Here is a 25,547-nt window from a genome sequence, read left to right on the forward strand (position 1 = left end):
CCACCACCGCCGGGAGGGCCGCCAACCGCCTCGGCGAGGGACCCTCACCGCTTCGTCGCGTGCGGGTCACGGGTCTAGCCTGCGACCGTTCTTCCGGTCCGGCGAGTTCTCGCCTGTGCGAGTACGGCGGGCGCGGGAATGCGTCTGTGGTCGTCGCCAGGGTGCGGTCACCGGAAGGGGCGGCAGGGCGGCCGGGCCGTCGGCCTGCAGCCGGTCGATCAATTCGTCGGCGACCAGCGCCAAGCGTCGTTCGTCGGCGTAAGCCAAGCGGGACGGCAGCTCCCGGATGGGCACCCACGCCACCTCGGCGACTTCCACGTCGTCGTCGCACAGTTCCCCGCTGGAGAACCGCAACAAATAGTGGTGCACGGTCTTGTGCACCCGGCGACCGTCGGTGACGAACCAGTAGTCGATGCTGCCCAGGGCGGCCAGCACGCTGCCCTGCACGCCGGTTTCTTCGGCGACTTCGCGGATGGCGGTCTGCTCGGCGGTCTCACCGACTTCGATATGTCCTTTGGGCAGTGACCACAGCATCCTGCCGCGCCGGTCGACGCGCCCGATCAGTGCCGCGACCTGTCCGTCCCGCGGACCGTCGATGCCGTCGACGACAAGTCCGCCCGCGGACGTCTCGTGCACGGTGCGCAACCGTTCCGGCCCGTGCCGCGCGGTGCGGGGCCGGCGCTGGGCCGCCCGACTGGGCGTCGCGCTCGGGCTGGGGCTGGCATCGGTGGCGGGGGATTCGGCGTGGTTGATTTTCGGACCAGACGTGCGTCGACCACGGCGCCGCCTGCGGCGCCGTCCCGAATTGGCTTCTCCGCCGTCGGCCGACACCCATGCGATAGTAGCTGGCACGCTTGGGCCGACCTGCCTCCCTCGCCGGTGTCCCACGCCGCCCGGTTTCGGTGTGTTCAGTCCGCCCAGTGTGCGGAATCGTCGGCGCGGCCCGCGAAAAACCTACGAAACCGCACACTCGGCAGCGGGTGGGTGACGACTTGGCCGGCTTCGCCGTCCTCGCGACCACCGCTGGGTTGTGGGCGGTGGCCCGCTTCGCCCGGCTTCGCCGTCCTCGCGACCACCGCTAAGCTCATCGAACGTGCCTGATGCCCATCGCGACGACGCCGACCTGCTGACCACGGCGGCCGTGGAGCTGAACCGGCACGCCGAGTTGCTGCGCAGCCTCGGCGCGATGTTCGCCGAAGCCGGTCAGGAGATCTACCTGGTCGGGGGATCGGTCCGCGATGCGCTGTTGGGCCGGCCGAGCCCGGATCTGGATTTCACCACCGACGCACGCCCCGAACAGGTGCTGCGCATTCTGCGGGGCCGGACCGAGGCGATGTGGGACACCGGTATCGACTTCGGCACCGTGGGCGCAACGCTGGGCGGCCAACGCGTGGAGATCACCACTTTTCGGGCCGACAAATACGACCAGGTGTCCCGCAATCCCGAGGTGCGCTTCGGCGACTCGCTCGACCAGGACCTGGTGCGCCGCGACTTCACGGCCAACGCGATGGCGGTCCGCATCACCCCGGCCGGACCGGGGGAGTTCCTCGACCCGCTCGGCGGCCTGGCGGCCCTGCGGGATCGTGTGCTCGACACCCCGACCGCACCGCAGGATTCCTTTGGCGACGACCCGCTCCGGATGCTGCGCGCCGCGCGGTTCGTCTCCCAACTCGGGTTCACGGTGGCGCCGCGGGTGCGGGCCGCGATCGAGGACATGGCGCCGCAGCTCGCGCGCATCACCGCTGAACGCGTGGCCGCCGAGTTGGACAAGTTGCTGGTGGGTGCCGACCCGGTGGCCGGCCTGGATCTGATGGTGGCCACCGGGATGGGCGATGTGGTGCTGCCCGAGGTCGGCGGCATGCGGATGGCGATCGACGAGCATCACCAGCACAAGGACGTCTACCAGCACTCGCTGACCGTGCTGCGTCAGGCGATCGACCTCGAGGACCCAGGGCCCGAAGGTGGTCCCGATCTGGTGCTGCGCTGGGCGGCGTTGCTGCACGACATCGGCAAGCCGGCCACCCGCCGGCACGAAACTGACGGAGGCGTCAGTTTCCACCACCACGAGGTGGTGGGCGCGAAGATGGCCCGGAAACGGATGCGTGCGCTGCGCTACTCCAAGCAGATGATCGACGATGTCTCCCAGCTGGTCTATCTGCACCTGCGGTTCCACGGTTACGGCGACGGCAAGTGGACCGACTCGGCCGTGCGGCGCTACGTCACCGATGCCGGACCGCTGTTGGGACGGCTGCACAAACTGGTCCGGGCGGACTGCACCACCCGCAACAAGCGGCGCGCGGCGCGCCTGCAGGCCAGCTACGACCAGCTCGAAGAGCGGATCGCCGTCCTGGCCGAGCAGGAGGATCTGCAGCGGGTGCGGCCGGACCTGGACGGCAACGAGATCATGGCGCTGCTCGACATCCCGGCAGGTCCGCAGGTGGGCCGCGCGTGGAGCTATCTCAAGGAGCTGCGCCTGGAGCGCGGGCCGTTGACGCGCGAAGAGGCGACCGCCGAGCTGCTGTCGTGGTGGCAGACCCAGGGGAACCGATAGCGGGAGCTGCGCGTCTGAGCAGGGTATGGACTACTGCCTGGGCGACGGTGAGGGCGCGGCCACGATGTGGACCGGTGCTGCGGACTTGGATCTTGACGGGGACGGGTTGGCCGACGCCATCAGTCTCGATTTCGACGGCGACGGACTGCGCGACGACGCGCTGGTGGATCTTGACGGGGACGGGTTGGCCGATCATCTCCTGCTGGACCTCGACGACGACGGCATCCCAGAGGCTTCCTTTATCGACGACGGCTCCGGTACCTGGGGACACGGCGCCCTGGCGGGCTCGGCGGATCGATCGGGCGGGCTGCGCTGGCTGGGGCTCGACGACGTCGAGCACACCGGCGGTCCGCTGGTGGATTTCGATGGCGACGGGCGTGTCAACGACCGGTTGCTGGACTCCGATGGCGACGGACGGGCCGATCGGGTGCTGATCGGCAGTGAGGCGGGTCGCTATGGGGCGGCCTACGTCGACACCGACGGCGACGGGCGGTGGAACGTCAAGCTCACTGACGCCGATGGTGACGGTGCCGCCGACGGCGCCACCGTGCTGTGAGATTGCCAGGCAACTAGGGGTACCGGCGAACGGCAAATCTGGAAATACTGAACGCGGCGACATCTTTGCCTCGGGTAGAACGCCCCTTGGGGGGAGGCACCAATGAAAAAGATGCGGGTGGGCGCCCTCCTGGGGGCGCCGCTGGTGGCCGCGCCGACGGTGATCGGAGCGGTCGGTGGCGCGGGCGTGGCCGCGGGTGCGGAGCACCGGATCCTCGAGTACGGCCTGACCGCAGAAGCCCTGGTCATGATCCCGGCGATGAACCAGGATTGGCTCGACCTGAGCAAAGAGCTCTACCTGGTGCCGAACGGATTCGCTCCCGACGGGACGGCGACGTTTCTGCAGGTGCCGGAGACCAACGACCTGAACGCCAGCCTGGCCGGTGCCACCGGCATCCTGACGGCCGCGATCGAGGAACGCTGGGACGCCGGCGATTTCAGTGCCGCAGACCCGCTCTACGTTTTCGGCTACTCCCAGGCGTCGGTCGCGGCGGGGCAGGCTCAGTTACAGCTCGCCGCGTACGGGATACCCACGGATGCACTGCATTTCGTGTTGGTGGGTGACAGTGCCGCGGAGGGCGGATTCTTGAGCGGGTTCATGGACACGCTGCTCAGCTGGTTTCCGGAGTCCTGGCATGACGGCGTGACGGCGATGGCCACGCAGATCTTCACCTGGCTTCAGATCGACGACGCGATGGGCCTCACCACCCCGAGCGACCTGTACCCGACCGACGTCTACAGCCTGTCAAGCGACGGATTCGCCAATTGGGATGGCGGACAGAACTTCTTAGGCATGTTCGTCGACCACCTGGCATACCTGGGCTTGTCGCCGGAGGAGATCGCCAGTGCTCAACTCGACCCCGACCTCGGCTCGGCGCTGACCCAGTACTTCATGATCGACGGTGCCAACGTGGACATGTTCCAAGCCCTGATGAACTCGTTCGTGATGATCATGGACGGCTTGGTGGGGCTGCTGTAGCGCGCTCAGCGCCCCAGCGGTGCTTTTGCGGCTGATTCGGCTCTGGCTCTCTTCGCGCAAAGCGCTCATCGACCGGAGCCGGGAGGCCCCGCGAAGGCTTGGGCGATCTCCAACCAGCGCTGCGCATCCTCGCCGTGTGCCGTGATGTCCAGGTCAGCCAGCGCGCGCCGTTGCGTGACCAAAAAGCAGAAGTCCTCGGCAGTGCCGGTCACCCGCTGGTCAGCGTTCACCGGGCCCCATGCCCACACCCCGCCCTCGGGCGCGTGTAGTTCCACGTGAAACGGTTCGGCCGGCGGCGTCAGGTTGTGCACGCTGAAGGCGAAATCCCGGGTCCGCACGCCCAGATGTGCGATCGACCGCAACCGCGCCGTGGGGCGGCGCCGCACCCCGAGAGCGTCGGCCACGTCCAGACCGTGCGCCCAGGTCTCCATCAGCCGCGCGGTAGCCATCGAGGCGGCGCTCATCGGCGGGCCGAACCACGGCAGCTTGCGCCCGTCGGCCACTCCGAGCAGCGCCTCGTGCAGCTTCGCGCGCGTGGAGCGCCAGTCCGCCAGCAGTTCGGCCGGCGGCAGCTGGGCCAGTTCGGCGGCGCCGGCGTCGACGAATCCGGCCGGATCCTTCATCGCTTCGGTGAGCGCGGCAGCAAAACCAGCCTCGTCGGTGATGGCGGTCAACGACACCCGGTCGGTCCACAGCAGATGACCGATCTGATGGGCGATCGTCCAACCGGCCGCCGGTGTGGGCGTACCCCACTGACTGTCGACAAGCGGGGCCACCAGGGCGTCGAGCTCGTCGCTTTCGGCACTCAGGTCGGCGACAATCGATTCAGTTTCGGCCATGTTCGTACTTTAGGCCCACCGGTTCGCGGCGCCGCCCGACGAACGCGTGCCCGGCCAAACCGGCCAGATACAGCAGGGTGCCGGCCACGATCAGCGACGGAGCCTGTCCATCGGGGGGAATCAGCGCCGCGGCCCCGGCCACGGCGATGATGAACGACAGCCAGAACAGCGAATCCTGCACCGCGAAAACATGTCCGCGCAGGGCGTCGTCGACGTCGATCTGCATCGCGGTGTCGGCGCACAGTTTGACCACTTGCCCGGCCACTCCGAGCAGGAAACCGCACGACACCAGCACCGGCAGGTACAGCCCGACGGCGGCGAGCTGGATGACCGCAGCCGCCGCCAGGGCACCGTTGGTGGTGGCGTAGCGGCCCCAGCGGTGCACCGCGGGCGGGGTCAGCAGCGTCGCCAGAAACGAGCCGGCGCCCGCCGAGGCGACGAACAAGGCCGTGGTTCCCAGGCCGGACACCGTGTGCTCGCCGACGTGCCGGACCAGCACCAGCACCAGCAGGGTGTTGATGCCGAAGGCCATCCGGTGCGCGGCCAGCCCGCACAGAGTGGCGGCCACGGTGGGACGGTCTCGCACGGTGCGGATGCCGTGCATCCAGCCCGTCGTGACCGCGTAGAGCACCGAACCGTGGATCGCGCGCTTGGTGTCGTCGGGTCCGAGCACATGGGCCTCGAAGCGCACCGAGAGCACCAGAGCGATCGCGACCGGGAGGGCCACCGCGGCGATGATCGACGCCGCACCGCGATCGTCGGTGCCCACCAGCCAGCGTGGCAGCAGCATGAAGTTGGCGCCCAGAAAAGCGGCTACCGCACCGGTGGCGATCGCCACCGCGTTCATCGTCACGACCTGGTCGCGCGGGACCACGTGCGGCAGTGCCGCCGACAGCCCGGAGGCGATGAACCGGGTGAAGCCGTTGGCGATCAGGGCCGCACACAGCACCGGCAGGTCACCGGCGCCGACGGCCAGCAGCGCCGCGATCCCGAGTACCAGCACCAGCCGGGCGACGTTGGCCACCACCATCACCTGGCGGCGGTCCCAGCGGTCCAGCAGGGCGCCGGCGAACGGCCCCAGTACCGAATACGGCAGGAACAGCACGGCGAAAGCGCCCGCGATCGCCCACGGGGAGGCGGCCCGGTCGGGGTTGAACAGCAGTGCTCCGGCCAACCCGGCTTGGAACAGACCGTCGCCGAATTGGCTGGCGGCGCGCAGTTCCAGCAACCGGCGGAACTCGGGCAGGCCACGCGCCGACCGCCACAGTGATGCGGGTGCGCGGTTGTCCACCACAGAACCTCTTCCAGACTCGGGCGGCTGTCACTGCGGCGCCGGCCCCAAACCAGCCTACAAATATTGCGGGTCGGCCGATGTTCGGCACAGCACAACACGAATGACGGCGGCGGGTGCCATGATGGAAAAATGGCCCAACCCGAAGACCCCGAGGACTATGTCGCGCCCGCTGCGCATCGGGTCCGGGCCGGCACGCTGCTGTTGGCCAACACCGATCTGCTCGAACCCACCTTTCGCCGCACGGTGATCTACGTGGTCGAGCACAACGACGGTGGAACTTTGGGCGTGGTGCTCAACCGCCCCAGTGAAACCGCCGTCTACAACGTGCTGCCGCAGTGGTCGGAGCTGGCCGCCAAACCCAAAACCATGTTCATCGGCGGCCCGGTGAAACGCGATGCCGCCCTGTGCGTCGGGCTGTTACGGGTCGGCGCCGAACCCCACGGGGTGCCCGGCCTACGCCACATCGATGGCCGCCTGGTGATGGTCGACCTCGACGCGGACCCGGAGACCGTCGCGCCGCATGTGGAGGGCGTGCGGATCTTCGCCGGCTACGCCGGCTGGACCATCGGCCAGCTCGAGGGAGAGATCGAGCGCGACGACTGGATCGTGCTGTCGGCGCTGCCGTCGGATGTGATGGTGCCGCCCCGAGTCGACCTGTGGGGGCGGGCCCTGCGACGGCAGCCCTGGCCCACCGCGCTGTTGGCCACCCACCCGATCGACATCAGCCGCAACTGAGCCGGCGGTGAGCGCCGCTCGAGCGACCTAGCCGCAGCCGCAGCCGCTGCCACACCCGGAGGCCGGCTCCGGCGGAGCGCTGTCGGAGCAGCCGCAGCCCGCGCCGCAACCCGTCTCCTCGACGGGCGCGCTGTCGCCGCAGCAACCGCCGGACCCGCAACAGCCGGCATCGGCCGCCGCGGTGGCCTGTGCCGACAGCCGAGTCGCGTAGCGGGCGCCCTGCCAGGCCCCGGCGGCCAGGGTGGCCAGTGCCCCGGTGATCGAGATGATCAGCGCCAGCAGTGCCATCGATGACGGGCCGGCCAGCACCAGCAGGCCGCCCGCCCCCAGGATCACCCCGACCGCGACCTGGGCGGGCGCGACGGCCCGCAGCACCAGTTGCTCGGGGTCACCGGTGAGGGGCCGCACCAGGGTCCGAACCCCGAAACCCAGCGACACCAGGGCCGCAACCAGGCACAACACACCCATGATCAGCATGGGCTACACAATACGAGTCGGGCGATCAGCCCGTGGTGCCCACCTGGTGGTGAATCGTGCCCGATTCCACCGGAGGGTGGGGGGCATCAGATGGCGGGACGGTGCCCACCTGGTGCCGGACCGTGCCCGATTGCACCGGACCACTAGGGGCGGGGGGCGGGGGGTTGGTACCGGGTCGCTCGACGCGGAAGCCGTTGATGATCCCGTCGGTCGCCGGAGCGGTGCCGATCGCCCGGCCGGCGCCGGTAGTCACCGTCAGCGACACCAGGTAGGCCGCGTCGTCCGCCGGCACGATCACGTGCCGGCGCGAGGTGTTCAGCGTCATGTCGGCGTCGCGATAGGTCCCTTCGATGATCGAGGAGGGGAACCCGTTGAAGTCGTCGAGGGAGGCGTTGGTGGTCTGCCAGGCCATCAGCGTCTGGCTGTCGACGAACCCGTGGGTGATCGCTTCCTTCGGGTCGAACTGCCCGCCCAACCGGTACACCACGACCTGGGCGTTGGGGGTGTAGAGCGATCCACTGCGCCGGTCGGCGATCACGGCGAACGCGTCGGGGACGTTGGGGTCGGGCACGTGGGACCAGCCCGCCGGCATCGGCAGGGTGATGTTGAACGCGTTGAACCCGGCGGGCTGCTGCGGCTCCAGCTGCACCTTCTTGGCCGCGAAGTAGTCGCGCAGGGTGCCAGAGGTCGCCGGCACCAGGCCGCTCGGCGGCGCCGGCGGTGCTACGGCGGCCGGAGCAGCCGGGATGCCCGCGGGTGCCGGGAGGGCGGGCGCCGGAGCCGCCGGCCGCGGCGCCGCCGCAAGCGGCCCGGTCACGGGCGCCGCCGCCGGCTGGGCGGGCGGGCTGTAGGGGTTCGGCTGCGCCGGGACCAGCGGATCGGCCGCCACGGCGGGCATACCGGCCAAGCCCGCCGCCATGACAGCGGCGCAGCCGAAGAGGAGTCGCCAACGGTGCGCGGTGTTCGTCATCTCCAGGGTCCTTCCGGGGCGGGCCGGGCAGCGATGCCCTGGCCGTGAAATGACGGTAGCCAGCCGCTGACAGGGTCGCCAGGGCCGCAACCGACCTGGAACTAAGCCCTCACCGGGTCGCAATCCAACTGATACCAAGCTGTGGCGATCAGACCGGCAGACGCCGCCCTTTACCCTGTTGAGGTGAACGAAGCCCCGACCACCCAGGGATCCAGCGACCAGGCGCCCCGGCACCGCTACAACGCGGCGCTGGCCGGGCGTATCGAAGACAGCTGGCAGCAGCACTGGGCGCAGGCCGGGACATTCAACGTCGCCAACCCGGTCGGTTCGCTCGCGCCGACGGACGGCTCGACCGTGCCCGCCGACAAGATGTTCGTCCAGGACATGTTCCCCTACCCCTCCGGGGATGGCCTGCACGTCGGGCACCCGCTGGGCTACATCGCCACCGACGTCTACGCCCGCTACTTCCGGATGACCGGCCACAACGTGCTGCACGCCCTGGGCTTCGACGCGTTCGGCCTGCCCGCCGAGCAGTACGCGGTGCAGACCGGTACCCACCCGCGCATCCGCACCGAGGCCAACGTCGAGAACTTCCGCCGGCAACTGCGGCGCCTCGGCCTGGGGCACGACAGCCGGCGCAGCTTCTCCACCACCGACGTCGACTTCTACAAATGGACGCAGTGGATCTTCCTGCAGATCTACAACGCCTGGTTCGACACCAGCGCGAACAAGGCACGCCCGATCTCCGAGCTGATCGCCGAGTTCGACTCCGGCTCACGCATCCTCGACGACGGGCGGGACTGGGCGCAGCTGTCGGCCGGTGAGCGCGCCGACGTCATCGACGGTCACCGGCTGGTCTACCGCACGGACTCGATGGTCAACTGGTGTCCGGGGCTGGGCACCGTGCTGGCCAACGAAGAGGTCACCGCTGACGGGCGAAGCGACCGCGGCAATTTCCCGGTTTTCCGGAAGCGGTTGCGGCAGTGGATGATGCGGATCACCGCGTACTCCGACCGACTGCTCGACGATCTCGAACTGCTGGACTGGCCGGAGAAGGTCAAGACCATGCAGCGCAACTGGATCGGGCGTTCCACCGGTGCGGCGGCGTTGTTCGCCGCTCCCACAGTCGACGGTGACCTGGTGGGCATCGAGGTGTTCACCACGCGCCCGGACACGCTTTTCGGTGCCAGCTACCTGGTGCTCGCCCCCGAGCATGAGCTGGTCGACCGGCTGACCGTCGCCGCGTGGCCGGACGGGACAGATCAACGCTGGACCTTCGGCGCCGGCACCCCGGCGGCGGCCGTCGCCGACTATCGCAAGGCGATCGCGGCGAAGTCCGATCTGGAGCGCCAGGAGAACAAGACCAAAACCGGTGTGTTCCTGGGCAGTTACGCAACCAACCCCGCCAACGGGCAGCAGGTGCCGATCTTCATCGCCGACTATGTGCTGGCCGGCTACGGCACCGGCGCCATCATGGCGGTTCCCGGACACGACCAGCGAGACTGGGAGTTCGCCGCCGAATTCGGCCTTCCGGTAGTCGAAGTCATTGCCGGCGGCGATATTGCGGAAGCCGCTTACGCGGGCGACGGCACTCTGGTCAATTCCGGCCCGCTGGACGGCATGAGCGTCGCCGACGCGAAGAAGGCCATGACCCAACAGCTGGAGGCGCAAGGCCACGGCTGGGCGCGCATCGAATACAAGCTGCGGGACTGGCTTTTCGCCCGGCAGCGGTACTGGGGCGAGCCGTTCCCGATCGTCTTCGACGCCGACGGCCGCGCGCACCCGCTGGACTCCGCGGCCCTGCCGGTCGAGTTGCCCGACGTCGCCGACTACTCACCGGTGCTGTTCGACCCGGACGACGCCTCCAGTGAACCCTCACCGCCGCTGGCCAAGGCGACCGACTGGGTGCATGTCGAGCTGGACCTCGGAGACGGACTGCAGACCTACACCCGTGACACCAATGTCATGCCGCAGTGGGCCGGAAGCTCCTGGTACGAGTTGCGTTACGCCGACCCGCGCAACGCCGATCAGTTCTGCGCTCCCGAGAACGAGGCCTACTGGATGGGGCCGCGGCCGGCCGAGCACGGTCCCGATGATCCGGGCGGCGTGGACCTCTACGTCGGGGGTGCCGAGCACGCGGTACTGCACCTGCTGTACTGCCGTTTCTGGCACAAGGTGCTGTTCGACCTCGGGCACGTCAGCTCGCGGGAGCCCTACCGTCGCCTGGTCAACCAGGGCTACATCCAGGCTGCCGCCTACACCGACGCCCGGGGGTCCTACGTGCCGGCCGCCGATGTCGTGGAGCGCGACGGAAAGTTCTACCTGCCGGGCACCGACGGCGACACCGAGGTTTTCGCCGAATACGGCAAAATGGGTAAGAGCCTGAAGAATTCGGTGTCTCCCGACGAGATCTGCGACAGCTACGGCGCCGACACCCTGCGGGTCTACGAGATGTCGATGGGACCGCTGGATATGTCGCGGCCGTGGGCCACCAAGGACGTGGTGGGTGCGCATCGTTTCCTGCAGCGGGTGTGGCGGTTGGTCGTCGACGAGGAGACCGGACAGACCCGGGTGCTTGACTGCGACCCGGACACCGAGACCCTGCGCCTGCTGCACCGCACCATCGTCGGGGTGTCAGAAGACTATGCGGCACTGCGCAATAACACCGCGGCCGCCAAGCTGATCGAATACACCAACCACCTCACCAAGGAGCATCGCGACGGGGCTCCGCGCTCGGCCGTCGAGCCGCTCGCCCTGCTGCTGGCACCGCTGGCTCCGCACCTGGCCGAGGAGCTGTGGCGCCGACTGGGCCACGATGCCTCGCTGGCACACGGACCGTTCCCGGTGGCCGACCCGGCCTACCTGGTGACCGACACCGTCGACTACCCGGTACAGGTCAACGGTAAGAAGCGCGGGCTGGTCACCGTGCCCACCGATGCGGACGGCGACGCGATCAAGGCCGCCGCCCTGGCCGACGAGAAGGTGCAGGCGTTCCTGTCCGGTGCCACCCCGAAGAAGGTGATCGTGGTGCCCGGCCGATTGGTGAATCTGGTGGTGTGACAACGATGCCGGTGCTGCGGAACCTAACGACGCCATTCGTCCTGTGGTGGCGGTACTGGCCGCAGCTGGCAGCGTGCTACCTCGCTGGACTGGTCGTCCGCCGGGTGGTGATCGCCGCGGCCGCCTGGGCCGGGCACAGCAATCCGTTGTGGGCGGCGCTGATCATGCCCGGTGCGGGGCTGGCGCAGCTCGGCTCCTACGTGGCGATGTTCCTGGTGCTGCGCCGCGGGCTCCCGGAGGTGGCCGCGCTGCCGCGCCGGTCGCTGCGCAGTGTCGATTTGTTCACCAGTGTGATCGTGCCGTTCTTCGCCATCTATCTGGCCTGGCAGATGTTCAAGGAAGACTGGCTGGCCTACCAACGTCTGGCGCTCAATTACCGGGTTGCCGACGCGATGAACGGCATCAACACCGAGATGCTGCCGATCTCCCGAATCACCTGGGTGATTGTCGGCGCCGCGCTGGTGGCCCGCTACGTGTTGGGGCACTTCAGTAGTCGGTTGCCGACTGCACTGATCGCGCTGCGGGTTTATATCGACGCACTCTGGGTCTTCCTGGTGCTGACCTTCTCGCTCGCGGCGGGCATCACCGTGTTGATCAAACCCGGAGATTGGCTCAGTCATCGTCGGCTTGTGGTGTGGTTCAACACCGTTCGCGCCGACGCATTCTCGCACGTCCAACCGCTGCAGACGGCCTGGCAGGGATTCATGTGGCTGGTGCGGACGGCCTTCGGAGGCGCCGCGGTACCGCTGATGTGGCTGGCCGCGGCCGGAATCGTCTACGGGGTGTCCGCTCAGATCGACTGGCCGACCGTCCTGCGGCGGACCGGCGCGCCGGGGGAGACGGCGGCCGGAGTCACCGAGCGTTGGCGACAGACGCCCGAACAGCTGCGGACCCGGGCCACTGAGTATGCGAAGTCCAAGACGGGGCGGTTCGGTCCGATCGTCGATGCGGCCCGGCTGATCCTGCACGGCGGTGTGGTGGGCCTCTCGGGTTATGTGCTGGCGTATCTGGTGTTGGCGTGGCTGGACATGCGGGGCAGCTTCTACCGCACTCAGTTGACCGAGGGCTACCTGTACCGGGGAATTGCAAAGGTTCTCGGACCGCACGGCCCGGAGTTCTGGTCGGCGTTCGGTGGGACCATGAGCCTGGCCTCGCAGCTGATCGTGCAGCCGCTGCGGATCGCCCTGGTCGCGGCGATGTTCGCCTACTGCGTGCGCCGGGCCAACCTGGCAGCCGCCGCTACTGTCGCGGGAAGCCCGGGCTCACAAGGCGATTCGCAGCATGATGCCGCCGTCGGTGTTGATCAGGTCGACCGCGGTGGGCACGGCGTCCGACGGGAGCAGGAAGCTCAGCTGCAGCGGCCCGGCCTTGGTGCACCGGTCGGTGGCGTCGCCGACCAGTGGCGCGGCGTTTCCGATGGCCGCGGTCTGCCAGCGACGCCGCCCGTCGGTGATGACCGCGGTGCACTCCCCGGCGGGTGGCGTCCCGGTCCGCTCGAGGGTGACCACGGTTAGCGCCGTGTGGGCCGGCAAGGTGTTCGTTGGCGCGTGCGGTACCGCGTTGAGGTGGTGGATCGAGCCCAGCCGCCAGGTCTGCGCGTAAGCCGTGACGGAGTCGCCCTTGGCGACCAGCACGGCCGGGGTGATGCGGGCGCGATAGGCCGACCAGTCCGGGTACAGCTCGGTGATCCCGAGGACCCCCGCAGCGACCGCAGCCACTGCGAGGCCGATCACGTTGCGCTGCCAGAGGCGAAGCGTACGGTTGGTCATCCGGTCACCTCGGGCGCCACCACCAGGACGGTGCCGTCGGCGGAATCCAGGTGGCCGCGCAGGTTGATCACCAACCGGTCATCGAGGCGGTCGTCGAGGCCCGGCCAAACCCTCAGCTCGAACGGGTCGGCGCCGGGCGGGTCGAACAGTTCGGGTGGCACGTCGAAGACCCAGGCGCCGCGCTGGGTGATGCCGGGATCGGCCCGGTAGCCCAGCGTGTAACTGGGGAATCGGTCGGATGGCCGATAGGTGTTGGGGCCCACCCGAAGTTCGACGCTGGGCATCACCGTCCGCTCCGTCGCGGACACACTCGCGCGCACCACCACCCACGCGCCGGCGGCGGTCACCGGTGGCGGATTCGCCCACCGCGCCGAACCCTGCACCTCCCGTGTCAGCTGAACGCCGTCGACGGTGACGGTCAGCGAACGCCCACTGGTCTGCACGCCGAACCGGCCGGGTACATCGAACGGTCCATAGACGCGGGTGCTGTCCGGAAGGTGTTGCCACAGCAGCGCGGCGGCCACCAGGATCGGCGCCGCGGCCAGGGCCGCCGTCAGTGCGGGATGGGATCGGTGCAGGGGTGTACTCATTTGACGGTCACCGGCAGGGTGATCTCGGCATAGTCGGAGCCGTCCACCCAGTCCCGGCCGTAGGTGACCAGCAACTCGGTGAAGCGCTTCTGGGCGACCCGCAACGTCACGGTGAGATCAGGATGAATCGCACTGTCTGGAATGCGCCACACGAACACGAGCTGCTCCTCGAGTCCCGGTCCCAGCTGGGTGATGGGGGAGCCGTCGATGAGACGAAACACCCCGACGGAGCTGCTCTGCGGCTGGTCGCGCAGCTGCAGTTCGCCCATCAGCCGGCCGGGGATGGTTCCGTCGTTGCGGACGGTGCTCACCACACCGAGGTAGCGATGGCCGGGTTGGGCCGGCGCGATGATCCGCCGTCCGGCGCGCAGCTCGTTGACCACCGAAGCGCGAGCAACGGTCAGGGTGAATTCGCCGTCGCTGTGCGCTTCGTCGGCCGCGAACACGGTGGGACCGGAGTCCACCGTGTCCAGGCCGCCGAACAGGCCGGCAACGGCCAGGATCAGGCCGGCCGTGAAGGTTCGCAGTTGACGCAGCTTGCGACGCTTGAGCTCACCGCGCAGCCACGGGCCCAGCGATGAGACGCGTTGCGACACCTTGTTCGGAGTCATGGATGTTTGAGTCGCCGTGCGAATCAGGCACGCACGCCGGCGACCTGACTGGTGATCCGCTCAGCGATGGTGGCGGCGGCGGGTCCGCCGTTGCCGTACTGACACACCTTGATGCTGTAGAGCACGTTGCGCGTCACCCCGGCAACGTCCGAGCAGCTGTAGCCGATGGGCTGCTGGTCGGACAGTTGGTCCTCCACCCACCGTGCCGAAGTCGGGGCGACCGTCTGAACCCGGAACCGCCACTGTGCATCCGTGTTGTCCTTGATGCTGGCGATGACGCCGTTGCACTTGGCCATCGCGGCCTTGGTGAACACCTTCTGGAAGGTCTGCGTGGCCGTGGCGGCGTCGGCATAGGTCGCCACTCGCTGCTGGACGGTGAACTCCCAGTTCTCGGCGTCATCGCGGTCGGCGCGGAACCGGTAACCGGTGTAGTCGCGGCCGAAGGTTTCGACGTCGGGACCGGTCAGCATGGCGCACGCCGAGTGCTCGCCGAGGTCGTCCGACTTATAGGGCCGCCGGTTGGCCTTCTCCCAATCGAACGTGACCCCGACGATGTCGCCGACCGCGGCCGGGGTCAACAACAGTGACTCGACCTTGCCCGCAGGCACAGTGGCCTCGCCCGAGTCGGCCGCGGCGACCGGAAGGGGTCCGGCGATCAGCGTGCCCAGGCACACGACGCCTATTCCGAAAAGCAGTCCCTGCGGTGCTTTCATCGCTGCCGCCTTTCCTCGCATGCCGGTCACGGGTGGGGGATCCAGTCGTTGATCTGATTGCCGATCGCTGTCGCAGCCGGTGCGGCGGTGCCGAATTGGCATACGGTGACAGTGAATTCGACGTTGCTGCGGGTGCGCGCCTCATGGGCGCAGGTCCAGTCGTTGGGCTTGCCGTCGGCGTACTGGTCCAGCGTCCATCGGGCGGTGTCGGCGGTGATGCCGGCCAGGTTGAGCCGCCACGTGATGCGGTCGTCGTCACCCTGGCGGTGCACCACGGCGCCGTCGCATCCGGCCAGGGCCTTCTTGTCGAAGGTCTTGCCGAAATTCGCCGTCGCGGTGGCGACGTCGGCAAAGGTGGCCACTTCCTGGGCGACGAAATGTTGCGAGCTGTCCTCGCCGTCCCGCACGCTCTGGCGCCGGAAGGCGGTGTACTCGCTGGCGTAGCTGTCGGTGTTGGAGCCGAACAACACCGCACAGCCCGCTTTGTCGCCCAAGCCACCTGCCGGCGCGCCGGGCCTGGTGAACACCGTCTCGAATCCCAGTTTGGCGCCGACCAGGTCGTTGAGCTCCTCGGTCGGAACCAGCAGTGCGCCAAGCTTGCCCGGCGTCACCAAACGCGGCCTGGCGGCCGGCGCCGGAACCGGAGTCGTTGCGCGCTGCCCGCCGGACTCACCGGCCGGGGCGGCGGGCGCGGCTGGGTCTTGTTGGACGCTGGGCGGCGCGGCGGCGGCGGCCGGCGCAACCGTGGCAGCGCTGTCCCGGTCGGGGTCGTCACCGGCGCAGCCGGCGAGGGTCAGCGCGGCCAGCCCGACACAGCAGCCGGCGATAAGTCGGCGCGTCACGGCAGCTTGACCAGCATCTTGTTGGCCAGCTGAAGGCTCTGCTTGACCAGACCGATGTTGGATCGGCATGCCGACACCTCGACCACGACGTTGCCCTGCGACGTCATGGCGTGCGAGCAGGCGCCGCCGTCGTCGGTGATGTTGTTGACCAGGTAGATGTCGTCGGTGGTGGAGACCACGTTGTTGACGGTCCGGGTCTGGGTGGAGCCGCTGAGGTCGCCGGTCACCTTCTTGCGGGAGCAATCCGTCCAGTTCTGGATGGTGTTGGCCACCATGTTCGCCGCGGTGTGTTCGTCGTTGTAGCTGGAGGCCACCGAGATCACCGAATAGCTGTTCTTGGAACCGAATCCGGTGAGCTCTTGGTAGTTCAGCCCGGTGTAACCACTGCCGTCATAGGTCTTGTCCAGGCCGGCGTAGACCGCGCTGGCGCATTGCGTGTCGGACGTGCTGGCCGCACCGGCGACCGGCGAGGTCGCCGTTTTGTAGACCGTCAACTCGACGGGCGGATCCGACGGCCACTTGACGATGGGCGAGGTCTCTGCCGAGGTCAGCTGGAGAGCGGCTAGGTCGACGTCCGCGGAGGGGGTGGTGTCGTCGATCCCCGGCGCGCCCGGGGTGGCCGAGGCCAGGCCGGGCAGTACCGTCAGCGCCCCGGCGGCGCAGGTCGCGATCGCGAGCGCCAGGTAACCGATTCTCCGGTCGGTGTCGTCCCGTTGCATTGCACGTCCTTAACGTTGGGGTCGGTCGGTTCGGTTATCGATGGAACCACATTGCGGACTCCAACGTGGGGGTCTCCGCGGGGAACACCGGATAACATGCGGTCAGCCCCAGCCGCCGGTAGGGGATCTCAACACGGCGAAACGGAATGGATTTCGATGCGAATTCACCTGGCCCCAGTGGTGGCAGTCTCGGTCGCGGCGTTAATCGGGGTGGTCTCAGACGGTTCGATCGCACAGGCCGCGCCCAGTGCCGCGGACCTGGCTGACGTGCTGGTTCCCGCCGATGAGGTCAGTGAGCGGATGGACACCACCATGCAGGTGATCAGTTCCGAATCCGGCACCCAGCCGTTGAGCACGCCGACCACCACCCCGGCGAACTGCACGGCCGTGTACGCGCCCGGCTCGGCAGCGGCCTACGACGGCTCGGGCTACACCGACTTCGTCGTGCAGACCCTTCGTCAGCCCGGCGGCGAGGTGAACCCCAACGTGGTTCAGGCCGTCGCTGAGTTCCCCGACGCCAAGGCCGCGCAGACCTACCTCAATGACCAGGCCGCCACCTGGAAGAGCTGCAAGGGCACGCCGTTGACCGCCGACTACGCCAACGGATTGACCTCCGACCTCAAGGCTGGGGTCGTCACCGCGGGCGGCCTGGAACTGTTCGCCACGTTGTTCGCGAATCCCATGAAGGGCACGGCCGGTTGCGAGCGGGTACTGCAGGCCAAGGGCAACTACGTCGTCGACGTCCGGCTGTGCACCGATGACAACCCGGGCGGCAAGGGGCGCAGCCTGCGTTCACAGATTGTCCGGAACCTCGCCTAGCCCCAGCACGCAAACTACGTCGACGAAAGGTCAGCTCTCCATGCGCAATTCGCACACCCTGGGTATGTTCACCGCCGGCATCGCTGCAGCCGGACTGCTGCTTGCGGTCCCGGCCTTCGCCGCGCCGGTCGACGCCGACGACCTCGCGGCGCTGCAGCCCGATCCCGCCTCGCTCAACAGCATCTTCGCGGGTCCGGGACTGCGGAATCCGTCGCTGACGGTCACCGACCACTCCAATGGGCTGCGCAACTACAAGTCCATTGAGAAGGGCTGTGTCGGAGCGGTCTATCCGGCCACCGAAGCGACCTATGGCGGCAGCTCCTACCGAGGGATCGATCTGCAGACCCTCACCAGTGATGTGACCGGCCCGGTTCGGGTGCGGGTGACCACCGTGATCGCGGCATTCCCCACCGAGGAAGCCGCGTCGGCCTTCGTGAGTGAGACCGCGCAGTCCTGGCAGAACTGCGCCGGCGACCAGGTCAACCTGACGCTGCCCGGACAGGACGATGAGCAGTGGTACGTGCAGACGCCGTCGGAGGCCGGCGACGGCTTCGCGGTGCGGACCAACCGAGTCTCGGACCACTCGACCTGCTCGCACCTGATCACCGGAAAGTCCAACGCGGCCATCGAGGTTCTGGTGTGCAGCAGCGGGATCGTGTCCGATCAGGCGCTCAAGGTCGCCGACCAGGTCCGGGCGGGCATCACCGGCTGACCCGGCTCAACGCGGCCGGACCACCACTTCCTGCAGCTGCGCCTCGGCGGGGGTGCGGATGGCGGCGGCCACCACTTCGGCGACGGTGCCGGGGCGCAGGAAGCGGGCCGGGTCGTACTCGCCACCCTCGTAGGCGACCAGGTCTTGCTGCATGTCGGTGTCGACCCGGCCGGGGTAGACCGTGGTGACCCGCAGGTCCGGCTCGTCACTGCGCAGCGAATCCGCGAACGCCCGCAGCGCGAACTTGCTCGCCGAATACGACGCCATGCCTGCAGAGACGCGTTGCCCGGCACCGGAGTTGATGAAAACCACCTGGCCACGGGCTGCCCGTAGGGCGGGCAGCAGCGCCAGAGTCAGGGCCACCGCACCGAACACGTTCACCTCGAAGGTGGCCCGCCACTCCTCGATATAGGACTCGCCGGCCGCGCCGGGCAGCATCACCCCTGCGTTATGCACCAGCACGTCGAGTTCGTCGACGATCTCGGTGGCCGCCTCGATCCCGTCACCGTCAGCGAGGTCGAGCGGCCAGGTGGTGGCACCGAGCCGTTCGGCAACCGCGTCCAGACGCGTCGACGGTCGGCCGGCCAGCAACAGGGTGTGGGTGGGCGCCAGTGCTTCCGCTATCGCCGAGCCGATCCCGCCGCCGGCGCCGGTGATCAGGGCGGTCGGCATCAACCGCAGTCCAGGGGGCAGCCCGCATCGTCGGCGGCTGCCGGATCGATCCCATCGCACGTGGCCAGTCGCTCCAGCGGTTCCAGCGCACGCGTCAGGGTGTCGAGTTCTTCCGGGCTGAGCTTGGACAGCATCGCCGCCAGCGCGGCGTGCCGGTTTGCCAGTGACTCACGGTGGCTCGCCAGACCCTCGGGGGTGATGTCGACCAGCACCGCCCGCAGATCCGAGGGGTCGCGGCTGCGCTTGACCAAGCCGATCTTCTCCAGGCGGCGGATCGCCACGGTGGTGGTGGGGGTGCGGACCCGCTCGTGGGCGGCCAGCTCGGTCATCCGGATGGGGCCCCGGTCCAGCAGCGTGATCAGGATCGACAGCTGAGCCAGGGTGAGTTCGCCGGTCGGGGTGCCCCCGCTGATGTCGCCGCGCCGCAGGATCGAGAACAGTTTGGACAGCGAACGGTGCAGGCCTTCCGCGATAGCCGTCACCTGCGGCGTATCGGCCTTGCTCTCCGTCATAGTTCGCCAGTCTAACCGGTGACTGTAAACAGGGTTGACAAGTCGGACAGGTTGCTGTCACAACACCTGGGAAAGGAACTTCTGCAAGCGCTGCGTCTCGGCGTTGTCGAAGATCTGATCCGGCGGGCCGCACTCCACGACCTTGCCCCGGTCCATGAAGACAACCGTGTCCGATGCCGAACGGGCGAAGCCCATCTCGTGGGTGACCACCACCATCGTCATGCCGTCGGCCCCGAGTTCGGCGATCAACGCCAAGATCCCCTTGACCAATTCCGGATCCAGCGCCGAGGTGGCTTCGTCGAAGAGCATCACCTGCGGCTGCATCGCCAGCGCCCGAGCGATCGCCACCCGTTGCTGCTGGCCCCCGGAGAGCGCCGACGGGCGGGCGGCCGCCTTGTTCTTCAGCCCGACCCGGTCCAGCAGGCCCAGCGCGAGCTCGCGTGCGGCCTCGACGGACATCCCACGCAGCTTGCGCGGAGCCAGCGTGATGTTGTCCAGCACGCTGCGGTGCGGGAACAGATTGAAATGCTGGAACACCATCCCGATCCGCTGACGCAGCTCGTCGGGGTCGTCGGCCAGCACCGATCGGCCGCCCAGCAGGACGTCGCCGGCGTCGGGCTCGTGGAGCCGGTTCAAGGTGCGCAGCATCGTCGACTTACCCGAGCCGGACGGACCGATCACCGCGGCGGTGGAACCCGCAGGCACGTCGAGGTCGACTCCGTGCAGCACCTGGTGCTTGCCGAAGGACAACTGAATCCCTTTGGCCGCCAGCGACACCGGCTCGCGGGCCGCGGGCGCCGTCACGTCATCTCCTGACTGGAGATGGCCGGGCTTAGCTCGACGGCATCATCGGCTTCGGCGGGCCTGCCGCGCCGCAGGCGATGATCGACGACATTCACCAGGTGGGTCAGCGGGATGGTCAACGCCAGGTAGAGGATGCCGGCGGCCACCAGCGGCGACAGGCTGCCGGTCTGGGCGTTGAAGTCGCGGCCAACCTGGAACAGCTCCCGCTGACCGGCGACCAGGCCGAGGAAATACAGCAGTGCCGACGCCTTGAGCAGGGCGATGAACTGGTTGACCAGCGCCGGCAGCACCCGCCGGATGCCCTGCGGGATCACCACCAGCCGCATGGCCGACGGGTAGCCGAAACCCAGTGCGCGCGAAGCCTCCAGCTGGCCGGACTCCACACTCTGGATGCCCGAGCGCAAGATCTCCCCGATGTAGGCCGCGGCGGTCAATCCCAGTGCCGCGATCCCCAACGGGTAGGGGTTGTTGTGCGTGAGCCCGCCGACCAGCGGCCCGACCACCAGGCCGATCATCAGGATGATCAGCACCTCGGGCAATCCCCGGAAGATGTCGGTGTAGATCCGCGCCGGCCAGCGCAGCCATCGGGTCCGCGAGATTCCGGCCACGGCCAGCCCCAGCCCCGCCACCAAACCGATCGCGCCGCCGCTGACGGTCAGCAGCAGTGTGTTGGGCAGGCCGGTCTTGAGCAGATCCGGCAGGGCCCGCCGGTACAACTCCCAGTCGAAGAAGGAGTCGCGCAGCTGTGCCAGCGTCGATTTGGGCGTGTACGCCTCCGACTCGGGGCGGTGATGGCGGGCCGCGATCGCGGCGAAGTCCGGCAGATGCGGGGTGGCCGCCGACTTGGACCCCGGCTGCCAGTCCGGCGGCAACGGCCGCGGCACCCAGTCGGTGAACAGCTGCGGCCAGGTGCCGTCTTCGATGACCGCGTCCAGGCCGGAGTTCAGCGCCGAGATCAGCGCTTGGTTCCCCTTGGCCACCGCGTATGCCTCGAAGCCGGCCGGGCTGAAGGTGTAGCCGACGATCTGCGCCGGATCGCCGGGCTTCAACAGGTTCAGCGCGGTGAGCGACGGCGCCACCCAGGCGTCGACCTGGCGGCTTTTCAGGCTGCTGTACAGCGTGACCGAGTCGGGGAACCGCACCGGTTCGACTTCCAGGGCGTCGACGGCGTAGGCGTCTTCGACGGTGCCCTGGACCACCGCGATGCGCTGGCCGCCGGACAGGGCGTCGAACCCGGTGATCCCCGACCCGGCCGGGACCACCAATGCCATGTAGCCGAAGTCGTAGCCGTTGGTGAAACCGACTGTGCGGCGGCGCTCGTCGGTGGCGTTGATCGACGCCGACCCGACGTCGAAACGTCCCGACTCCACTTGGGCCAGCAGGCCGAAGAAGTCGGTGCCGACGAAGTGCACCCGCAGACCCAGCTTCTTGGCGATGGCCCGCAGCAGTTCATTGTCGAACCCGCTGTAGCGGCCCATGGCGTTGATGCAGTTCGTCGGGGGGCTTTCGGTGAGCGTGCCGACCGTCAGCACCCCGGGGGTGCCCAGACCCAACTTGGTCACGTCGATCGAACTCAGCGGCTCGACACCGGCCGTGGTGTATTTGTCCTCGCGCGGACGCTTGGCGTTGGCCAGTTTGACCGGCAACGCGACGGCGGCCTGCTCCCCGGGAGGGGTGCACAGGTCCGGGGCGGCCCCGGCCGGCGGCACCGCCGCCAGACCGCCCACGATCATGCACGTGGCGATGAACGCCGCGAGCCTTATTGCTCGTCGCGCCATCGGCACAGCGCCTTGGCGGCGGTCAGGTCGTAGTCGGGTCCACTGCTGCCGATGGTCAGCAGGCTCACCCCGAGTCCGGTCAACGCGGCGGCCTCGGCCAGCAAGTCGGCCACGGTGCCGCGTGTCTGGTCACCGCCCAGCGCCGCCGAGTGCTCGATCGTGGCGGGGTCTCGCCCGACAGCGGCGCAGTGCTGCGCCAGCACGGCGGCTTTGTGCGGGTAGCTGTCGGCGTCGGCGAAGCTGTGCCACATGTCGGCGTGCTCGGCCACCAGGCGCAGCGTCTTGCGCTCGCCGCCACCCCCGATCAACATCGGGATGGCGCGAGTCGGCGGCGGATTAAGCTGGGCCAGGCGAGTTTTGATGCGCGGCAGTGCGCCGGCCAAGTCGTCGAGGCGGCTGCCTGCGGTGCCGAACCCGTAGCCGTATTCCCGGTAGTCCCGGTGCTTCCAGCCCGAGCCGATGCCCAGGATCAGCCGACCGTCGCCGATGTGGTCGACGGTGCGGGCCATATCGGCCAGCAGCTCCGGGTTGCGGTAGGAGTTGCACGACACCAGCGCCCCGATTTCGATGCACGAGGTCTGCTCGGCCCAGGCGGCCAACATGGTCCAGCATTCGAAGTGCGGTCCGTCGCGGTCACCGTAGAGCGGGAAGAAGTGGTCCCAGTTGAAGGCGATGTCGACCCCTAGGTCCTCGCAACGCCGGACCGCGTCGCGGATCGCGCTGTATCGGGGTGCGTGCTGGGGCTGCAGTTGGACGGCGATGCGGATGGGCCGGGCCATCTCGCCACCTTAGCCCCGGAATCGGCGGGTATCAGGCGAGTGAACCGACGGATTCATGCGGCGGTCCCAGCTGCGCCTCTCCTCCGTCGAGCCTCGCTGAACCGCCGGTTGTTACGCGAGGGTCATGCGAAGCAGCTCGACCAGGACGCGCGGCCGATCACTTTGCACGGAGTGCCCGGCACCGTCGACCACGTGGGTGGTCAATCCCGGCGAGCGTTGCGCGTATTCGGCGACGTCGTCGGCGGAGACGAATACCGAATCGCCGCCGCGGATCAACGTGGTGGGCGCGGTGATCGCCGAGACATCGGTCCACAGCTCGGTGAAGTCGCCGACCGAGCGGATGGTGTCGTAACGCCACGTCCAACTGCCGTCCGGCAACCGACGAGTGTTGTGCAACAGTCCGCGTCGCAGCGACTCCGGATCCCGGTGCGGCGCCGCAGCCGTGGTGACCGCCAGCAGTGACTCGAAATCGGGGAAGGTCCGTTCGCCTTGGGCCAATGACACGGTCCCGCGGTCGGCGGCGCTCATCTCGGCGTGGCGCTGCAACGCCGACGGTGTCACATCCACAATCGCCAACCGGCGCACCAGCTCGCCGGCGGTGGCCGCCAATCGGATCGCGGTCAGCCCGCCCAGGGACATGCCGACCACCAACTCGGCATCCGGTGCCAGCTCGCGCAGTACCGGAGCCAGGGTGGTGGCATTGCGCTGGGGTGAGTAGTCGCCGTCCTCGCGCCACGCCGAGCGGCCGTGCCCGGGCAGGTCCACTGCCAGTGCGGGCTGGCCGAGCCCGAGGATGACGGTGTCCCAGGTGTGGGCGTTCTGCGCACCGCCGTGCAGGAACACCACCCGCGGCGGTGCCGAGCCCCAGCGCAGTGCGCTGACTTCGCCGGCCTCGATCCGCTCGACGTCGGGCAATGCGCCGGCCAGACCGGCCTGCTCGGCGTTACCGCGCAACAGCGCGAACTCCGAGAGGCCGGCCAGCTCGTCGTCAGTCATGTCCCCCCGCAGAGTGGATGTTGTCTAGCCGACGATGAATTCTTCGAGCTGGGCGCGCGCGATGTCGTCAGCCAGCTGCTTGGGCGGGCTCTTCATCAGGTACGCCGATGCCGGCAGGATCGGTCCACCGATGCCACGGTCCTTGGCGATCTTGGCGGCACGCACCGCGTCGATGATGATGCCGGCCGAGTTCGGCGAGTCCCACACCTCGAGCTTGTACTCCAGGTTCAACGGGGCGTCGCCGAAGGCGCGACCTTCGAGGCGCACGTAGGCCCACTTGCGGTCGTCGAGCCAGGCCACGTGGTCGCTTGGTCCGATGTGGACGTTCTTGTCCTCGACCTTGCCGGCCAGCGAGCCGGTCAGGTTGGAGGTGACGGCCTGGGTCTTGGAGACCTTCTTGGACTCCAGCCGCTCACGCTCGAGCATGTTCTTGAAGTCCATGTTGCCGCCGACGTTGAGCTGGTAGGTGCGGTCCAGGGTGACCCCGCGGTCCTCGAACAGCTTGGCCATCACGCGGTGGGTGATGGTGGCGCCGACCTGGCTCTTGATGTCGTCGCCGACGATCGGCACGCCGGCGTCCGCGAACTTCTTGGCCCACACCGGGTCGGAGGCGATGAACACCGGCAGCGCGTTGACGAACGCCACGCCGGCGTCGATGGCGCACTGGGCGTAGAACTTGTCGGCCTCTTCGGAGCCCACCGGCAGGTAGGAGACCAGCACGTCGACCTTGGCCTCGCGCAGCGCGGCGACCACGTCCACCGCCTCGGCGTCGGAGACCTCGATGGTCTCGGCGTAGTACTTGCCGATGCCGTCCAGGGTCGGGCCGCGCTGCACGATGACGTTGGTCGGCGGCACGTCGGCGATCTTGATGGTGTTGTTCTCCGAGGCGAAGATGGCCTCGGAGAGATCGAAGCCGACCTTCTTGGCGTCCACGTCGAACGCGGCGACGAACTTGACGTCGCGGACGTGGTACGGGCCGAAGCGCACGTGCATCAAGCCGGGAACCGTGGAGGTGTCATCGGCGTTCTGGTAGTACTGGACGCCTTGGACCAGCGAGGACGCGCAGTTGCCGACGCCGACAATGGCGACCCGCACATCCGTCGTTTGCTCAGTCATTTTCGACGCTCTCCTTTTTTGCTTTCACTGCTGACGTGCTGTGTTGTGTTTCCCCGATGCCCGCGTCCGTATGCAGGATCAGGGTTGTTCGGCCCGGCCCTGCGATACGCGTTCGGCCGCGATCAGCTCGTTGAGCCACTTGACCTCCCGCTCACTGGACTCCAGCCCGAGCTGGTGCAGTTGGCGGGTGTAGCGGTCCAATGAGTTGCTGGCCCGTGCCACCGCGTTGCGCAGGCCTTCTCGGCGTTCTTCCACCTGCCGGCGGCGGCCTTCGAGGATCCGCATCCGAGCCTCGGCGGGGGTGCGGTTGAAGAACGCCAGGTGGACTCCGAAGCCGTCGTCGGTGTAGTTCTGCGGGCCGGTGTCGGACACCAGCTCGTTGAATCGTTGACGGCCGGCGTCGGTCAGCCGGTACACCCGCCGGGCCCGGCGTACCGGGGTTCCCGTCGGCGCGGCGTCCTCGGCGATGACTCCGGCCAGCTGCATGCGCCGCAGCGCGGGGTACAGCGAGCCGTAGGAGAACGCCCGGAACGCACCCAGCAGACCGGTCAACCGCTTCCGGAGTTCGTAGCCGTGCATCGGAGACTCGAGCAGCAAGCCCAAAATGGCAAGCTCAAGCACTCCAGTCACCTCCTGCAGATGGCGTAGCTACGAC

26 protein-coding genes are annotated in these 25,547 nt (G+C 68.4%); 8 read left to right on the forward strand and 18 right to left on the reverse strand.

Going from position 1 to position 25,547, the window contains the following annotated elements; genetic code table 11:
- Window positions 1–66 precede the first annotated feature (66 nt).
- A complete protein-coding gene (locus ACJH71_RS18805) occupies window positions 67–831 on the reverse strand; it encodes an NUDIX hydrolase (protein WP_406759494.1) in 765 nt (254 codons plus the stop codon).
- A 262-nt stretch (window positions 832–1,093) separates the two neighbouring features.
- Here ACJH71_RS18805 and ACJH71_RS18810 point away from each other — a divergent pair, with 262 nt between their 5' ends.
- The 3 genes from ACJH71_RS18810 (at window position 1,094) to ACJH71_RS18820 (ending at window position 4,085) form a co-directional block, all read left to right on the forward strand.
- Complete coding sequence (locus tag ACJH71_RS18810; protein WP_406759495.1) at window positions 1,094–2,551, forward strand: CCA tRNA nucleotidyltransferase; 1,458 nt, start codon at window positions 1,094–1,096, stop codon at window positions 2,549–2,551.
- Between the two features lie 25 nt (window positions 2,552–2,576).
- Complete coding sequence (locus tag ACJH71_RS18815) at window positions 2,577–3,107, forward strand: pullulanase (RefSeq protein ID WP_406759496.1); 531 nt, start codon at window positions 2,577–2,579, stop codon at window positions 3,105–3,107.
- A 102-nt stretch (window positions 3,108–3,209) separates the two neighbouring features.
- Window positions 3,210–4,085, forward strand: a complete 876-nt coding sequence (locus ACJH71_RS18820) for a PE-PPE domain-containing protein (RefSeq protein WP_406759497.1) — start codon at window positions 3,210–3,212, stop codon at window positions 4,083–4,085.
- Window positions 4,086–4,150: 65 nt separating this feature from the next.
- Here ACJH71_RS18820 and ACJH71_RS18825 read toward each other — a convergent pair whose 3' ends face one another.
- Together ACJH71_RS18825 and ACJH71_RS18830 are read right to left on the reverse strand one after the other, a co-directional pair.
- Window positions 4,151–4,924, reverse strand: a complete 774-nt coding sequence (locus tag ACJH71_RS18825) for a TIGR03084 family metal-binding protein (protein WP_406759498.1) — start codon at window positions 4,922–4,924, stop codon at window positions 4,151–4,153.
- Entirely contained in the window at window positions 4,911–6,215 is a 1,305-nt protein-coding gene (locus ACJH71_RS18830) for an MFS transporter (RefSeq protein ID WP_406759499.1), read from the reverse strand. Before ACJH71_RS18830 ends, ACJH71_RS18825 begins: the two co-directional genes overlap by 14 nt.
- Window positions 6,216–6,347: 132 nt before the next feature.
- Here ACJH71_RS18830 and ACJH71_RS18835 point away from each other — a divergent pair, with 132 nt between their 5' ends.
- Window positions 6,348–6,953 (forward strand): YqgE/AlgH family protein, encoded by a 606-nt coding sequence (locus tag ACJH71_RS18835; protein WP_406759500.1) that lies wholly within the window; start codon window positions 6,348–6,350, stop codon window positions 6,951–6,953.
- A gap of 27 nt (window positions 6,954–6,980) precedes the next feature.
- On the opposite strand, the gene ACJH71_RS18840 is transcribed toward ACJH71_RS18835, so the two are convergent.
- Both ACJH71_RS18840 and ACJH71_RS18845 read right to left on the reverse strand, forming a co-directional pair.
- Window positions 6,981–7,430 carry a hypothetical protein gene (locus tag ACJH71_RS18840; RefSeq protein WP_406759501.1) on the reverse strand — a complete coding sequence of 150 codons (450 nt, stop codon included), beginning with the start codon at window positions 7,428–7,430 and terminating at the stop codon, window positions 6,981–6,983.
- A gap of 25 nt (window positions 7,431–7,455) precedes the next feature.
- Complete coding sequence (locus tag ACJH71_RS18845; protein ID WP_406759502.1) at window positions 7,456–8,400, reverse strand: LpqN/LpqT family lipoprotein; 945 nt, start codon at window positions 8,398–8,400, stop codon at window positions 7,456–7,458.
- A 183-nt stretch (window positions 8,401–8,583) separates the two neighbouring features.
- Between ACJH71_RS18845 and leuS the strand changes: the two genes are divergently transcribed.
- A complete protein-coding gene (gene leuS / locus ACJH71_RS18850; protein ID WP_406759503.1) occupies window positions 8,584–11,460 on the forward strand; it encodes a leucine--tRNA ligase in 2,877 nt (958 codons plus the stop codon).
- A 5-nt stretch (window positions 11,461–11,465) separates the two neighbouring features.
- Window positions 11,466–12,974: a hypothetical protein gene (locus ACJH71_RS18855; RefSeq protein ID WP_406759553.1), complete on the forward strand. Its 1,509-nt coding sequence runs from the start codon at window positions 11,466–11,468 to the stop codon at window positions 12,972–12,974.
- Between the two features lie 251 nt (window positions 12,975–13,225).
- Here ACJH71_RS18855 and ACJH71_RS18860 read toward each other — a convergent pair whose 3' ends face one another.
- From ACJH71_RS18860 to ACJH71_RS18880, 5 genes are read right to left on the reverse strand one after another with little or no spacing between them, the layout of a single operon-like run.
- A complete protein-coding gene (locus ACJH71_RS18860) occupies window positions 13,226–13,819 on the reverse strand; it encodes a hypothetical protein (RefSeq protein WP_406759504.1) in 594 nt (197 codons plus the stop codon).
- On the reverse strand, window positions 13,816–14,430 hold the full coding sequence (locus tag ACJH71_RS18865; protein WP_406759505.1) for a hypothetical protein: 615 nt from the start codon (window positions 14,428–14,430) through the stop codon (window positions 13,816–13,818). The genes ACJH71_RS18860 and ACJH71_RS18865 overlap by 4 nt, the downstream gene beginning before the upstream one ends.
- Window positions 14,431–14,453: 23 nt before the next feature.
- The gene (locus ACJH71_RS18870; RefSeq protein WP_406759506.1) at window positions 14,454–15,143 is read right to left on the reverse strand and encodes a sensor domain-containing protein; all 690 of its coding nucleotides are present in this window, start codon (window positions 15,141–15,143) and stop codon (window positions 14,454–14,456) included.
- A 26-nt stretch (window positions 15,144–15,169) separates the two neighbouring features.
- Complete coding sequence (locus ACJH71_RS18875; protein ID WP_406759507.1) at window positions 15,170–15,985, reverse strand: sensor domain-containing protein; 816 nt, start codon at window positions 15,983–15,985, stop codon at window positions 15,170–15,172.
- Window positions 15,982–16,704, reverse strand: coding sequence for a sensor domain-containing protein (locus tag ACJH71_RS18880; protein WP_406759508.1), 723 nt, complete (start codon window positions 16,702–16,704; stop codon window positions 15,982–15,984). Before ACJH71_RS18880 ends, ACJH71_RS18875 begins: the two co-directional genes overlap by 4 nt.
- Window positions 16,705–16,881: 177 nt before the next feature.
- On the opposite strand from ACJH71_RS18880, the gene ACJH71_RS18885 reads away from it, so the two are divergent.
- Window positions 16,882–17,523 (forward strand): sensor domain-containing protein, encoded by a 642-nt coding sequence (locus ACJH71_RS18885; RefSeq protein WP_406759509.1) that lies wholly within the window; start codon window positions 16,882–16,884, stop codon window positions 17,521–17,523.
- Window positions 17,524–17,563: 40 nt separating this feature from the next.
- Window positions 17,564–18,235, forward strand: coding sequence for a sensor domain-containing protein (locus ACJH71_RS18890; protein ID WP_406759510.1), 672 nt, complete (start codon window positions 17,564–17,566; stop codon window positions 18,233–18,235).
- Window positions 18,236–18,241: 6 nt separating this feature from the next.
- Here ACJH71_RS18890 and ACJH71_RS18895 read toward each other — a convergent pair whose 3' ends face one another.
- The 8 genes from ACJH71_RS18895 to ACJH71_RS18930 form a co-directional block, all read right to left on the reverse strand.
- Window positions 18,242–18,907 carry an SDR family oxidoreductase gene (locus ACJH71_RS18895; RefSeq protein ID WP_406759511.1) on the reverse strand — a complete coding sequence of 222 codons (666 nt, stop codon included), beginning with the start codon at window positions 18,905–18,907 and terminating at the stop codon, window positions 18,242–18,244.
- Complete coding sequence (locus tag ACJH71_RS18900) at window positions 18,907–19,419, reverse strand: MarR family winged helix-turn-helix transcriptional regulator (RefSeq protein ID WP_406759512.1); 513 nt, start codon at window positions 19,417–19,419, stop codon at window positions 18,907–18,909. The genes ACJH71_RS18895 and ACJH71_RS18900 overlap by 1 nt, the downstream gene beginning before the upstream one ends.
- 57 nt (window positions 19,420–19,476) lie before the next feature.
- Window positions 19,477–20,223, reverse strand: coding sequence for an amino acid ABC transporter ATP-binding protein (locus ACJH71_RS18905; RefSeq protein ID WP_406759513.1), 747 nt, complete (start codon window positions 20,221–20,223; stop codon window positions 19,477–19,479).
- Window positions 20,220–22,001, reverse strand: a complete 1,782-nt coding sequence (locus tag ACJH71_RS18910; protein WP_406759514.1) for an ABC transporter substrate-binding protein/permease — start codon at window positions 21,999–22,001, stop codon at window positions 20,220–20,222. The genes ACJH71_RS18905 and ACJH71_RS18910 overlap by 4 nt, the downstream gene beginning before the upstream one ends.
- A complete protein-coding gene (locus ACJH71_RS18915; RefSeq protein WP_406759515.1) occupies window positions 21,983–22,780 on the reverse strand; it encodes an LLM class F420-dependent oxidoreductase in 798 nt (265 codons plus the stop codon). Before ACJH71_RS18915 ends, ACJH71_RS18910 begins: the two co-directional genes overlap by 19 nt.
- 111 nt (window positions 22,781–22,891) lie before the next feature.
- Window positions 22,892–23,776 carry an alpha/beta fold hydrolase gene (locus ACJH71_RS18920; protein ID WP_406759516.1) on the reverse strand — a complete coding sequence of 295 codons (885 nt, stop codon included), beginning with the start codon at window positions 23,774–23,776 and terminating at the stop codon, window positions 22,892–22,894.
- Window positions 23,777–23,800: 24 nt separating this feature from the next.
- Window positions 23,801–24,892 (reverse strand): inositol-3-phosphate synthase, encoded by a 1,092-nt coding sequence (locus ACJH71_RS18925; protein ID WP_406759517.1) that lies wholly within the window; start codon window positions 24,890–24,892, stop codon window positions 23,801–23,803.
- A 78-nt stretch (window positions 24,893–24,970) separates the two neighbouring features.
- The gene (locus ACJH71_RS18930; protein ID WP_047321095.1) at window positions 24,971–25,513 is read right to left on the reverse strand and encodes a PadR family transcriptional regulator; all 543 of its coding nucleotides are present in this window, start codon (window positions 25,511–25,513) and stop codon (window positions 24,971–24,973) included.
- Window positions 25,514–25,547: the final 34 nt, after the last annotated feature.

The organism is Mycobacterium sp. SMC-15, assembly GCF_045310925.1.
Taxonomy (GTDB): Bacteria; Actinomycetota; Actinomycetes; order Mycobacteriales; family Mycobacteriaceae; genus Mycobacterium.

Coding starts and splice junctions, on each gene's coding strand:
- ACJH71_RS18815 (WP_406759496.1), top strand. CDS start 2,577: ATGGACTACTGCCTGGGCGACGGTGAGGGCGCGGCCACGATGTGGACC.
- ACJH71_RS18820 (WP_406759497.1), top strand. CDS start 3,210: ATGAAAAAGATGCGGGTGGGCGCCCTCCTGGGGGCGCCGCTGGTGGCC.
- ACJH71_RS18825 (WP_406759498.1), bottom strand. CDS start 4,924: ATGGCCGAAACTGAATCGATTGTCGCCGACCTGAGTGCCGAAAGCGAC.
- ACJH71_RS18835 (WP_406759500.1), top strand. CDS start 6,348: ATGGCCCAACCCGAAGACCCCGAGGACTATGTCGCGCCCGCTGCGCAT.
- ACJH71_RS18840 (WP_406759501.1), bottom strand. CDS start 7,430: ATGCTGATCATGGGTGTGTTGTGCCTGGTTGCGGCCCTGGTGTCGCTG.
- ACJH71_RS18845 (WP_406759502.1), bottom strand. CDS start 8,400: ATGACGAACACCGCGCACCGTTGGCGACTCCTCTTCGGCTGCGCCGCT.
- ACJH71_RS18855 (WP_406759553.1), top strand. CDS start 11,466: ATGCCGGTGCTGCGGAACCTAACGACGCCATTCGTCCTGTGGTGGCGG.
- ACJH71_RS18860 (WP_406759504.1), bottom strand. CDS start 13,819: ATGAGTACACCCCTGCACCGATCCCATCCCGCACTGACGGCGGCCCTG.
- ACJH71_RS18865 (WP_406759505.1), bottom strand. CDS start 14,430: ATGACTCCGAACAAGGTGTCGCAACGCGTCTCATCGCTGGGCCCGTGG.
- ACJH71_RS18870 (WP_406759506.1), bottom strand. CDS start 15,143: ATGAAAGCACCGCAGGGACTGCTTTTCGGAATAGGCGTCGTGTGCCTG.
- ACJH71_RS18880 (WP_406759508.1), bottom strand. CDS start 16,704: ATGCAACGGGACGACACCGACCGGAGAATCGGTTACCTGGCGCTCGCG.
- ACJH71_RS18890 (WP_406759510.1), top strand. CDS start 17,564: ATGCGCAATTCGCACACCCTGGGTATGTTCACCGCCGGCATCGCTGCA.
- ACJH71_RS18895 (WP_406759511.1), bottom strand. CDS start 18,907: ATGCCGACCGCCCTGATCACCGGCGCCGGCGGCGGGATCGGCTCGGCG.
- ACJH71_RS18900 (WP_406759512.1), bottom strand. CDS start 19,419: ATGACGGAGAGCAAGGCCGATACGCCGCAGGTGACGGCTATCGCGGAA.
- ACJH71_RS18910 (WP_406759514.1), bottom strand. CDS start 22,001: ATGGCGCGACGAGCAATAAGGCTCGCGGCGTTCATCGCCACGTGCATG.
- ACJH71_RS18915 (WP_406759515.1), bottom strand. CDS start 22,780: ATGGCCCGGCCCATCCGCATCGCCGTCCAACTGCAGCCCCAGCACGCA.
- ACJH71_RS18920 (WP_406759516.1), bottom strand. CDS start 23,776: ATGACTGACGACGAGCTGGCCGGCCTCTCGGAGTTCGCGCTGTTGCGC.
- ACJH71_RS18925 (WP_406759517.1), bottom strand. CDS start 24,892: ATGACTGAGCAAACGACGGATGTGCGGGTCGCCATTGTCGGCGTCGGC.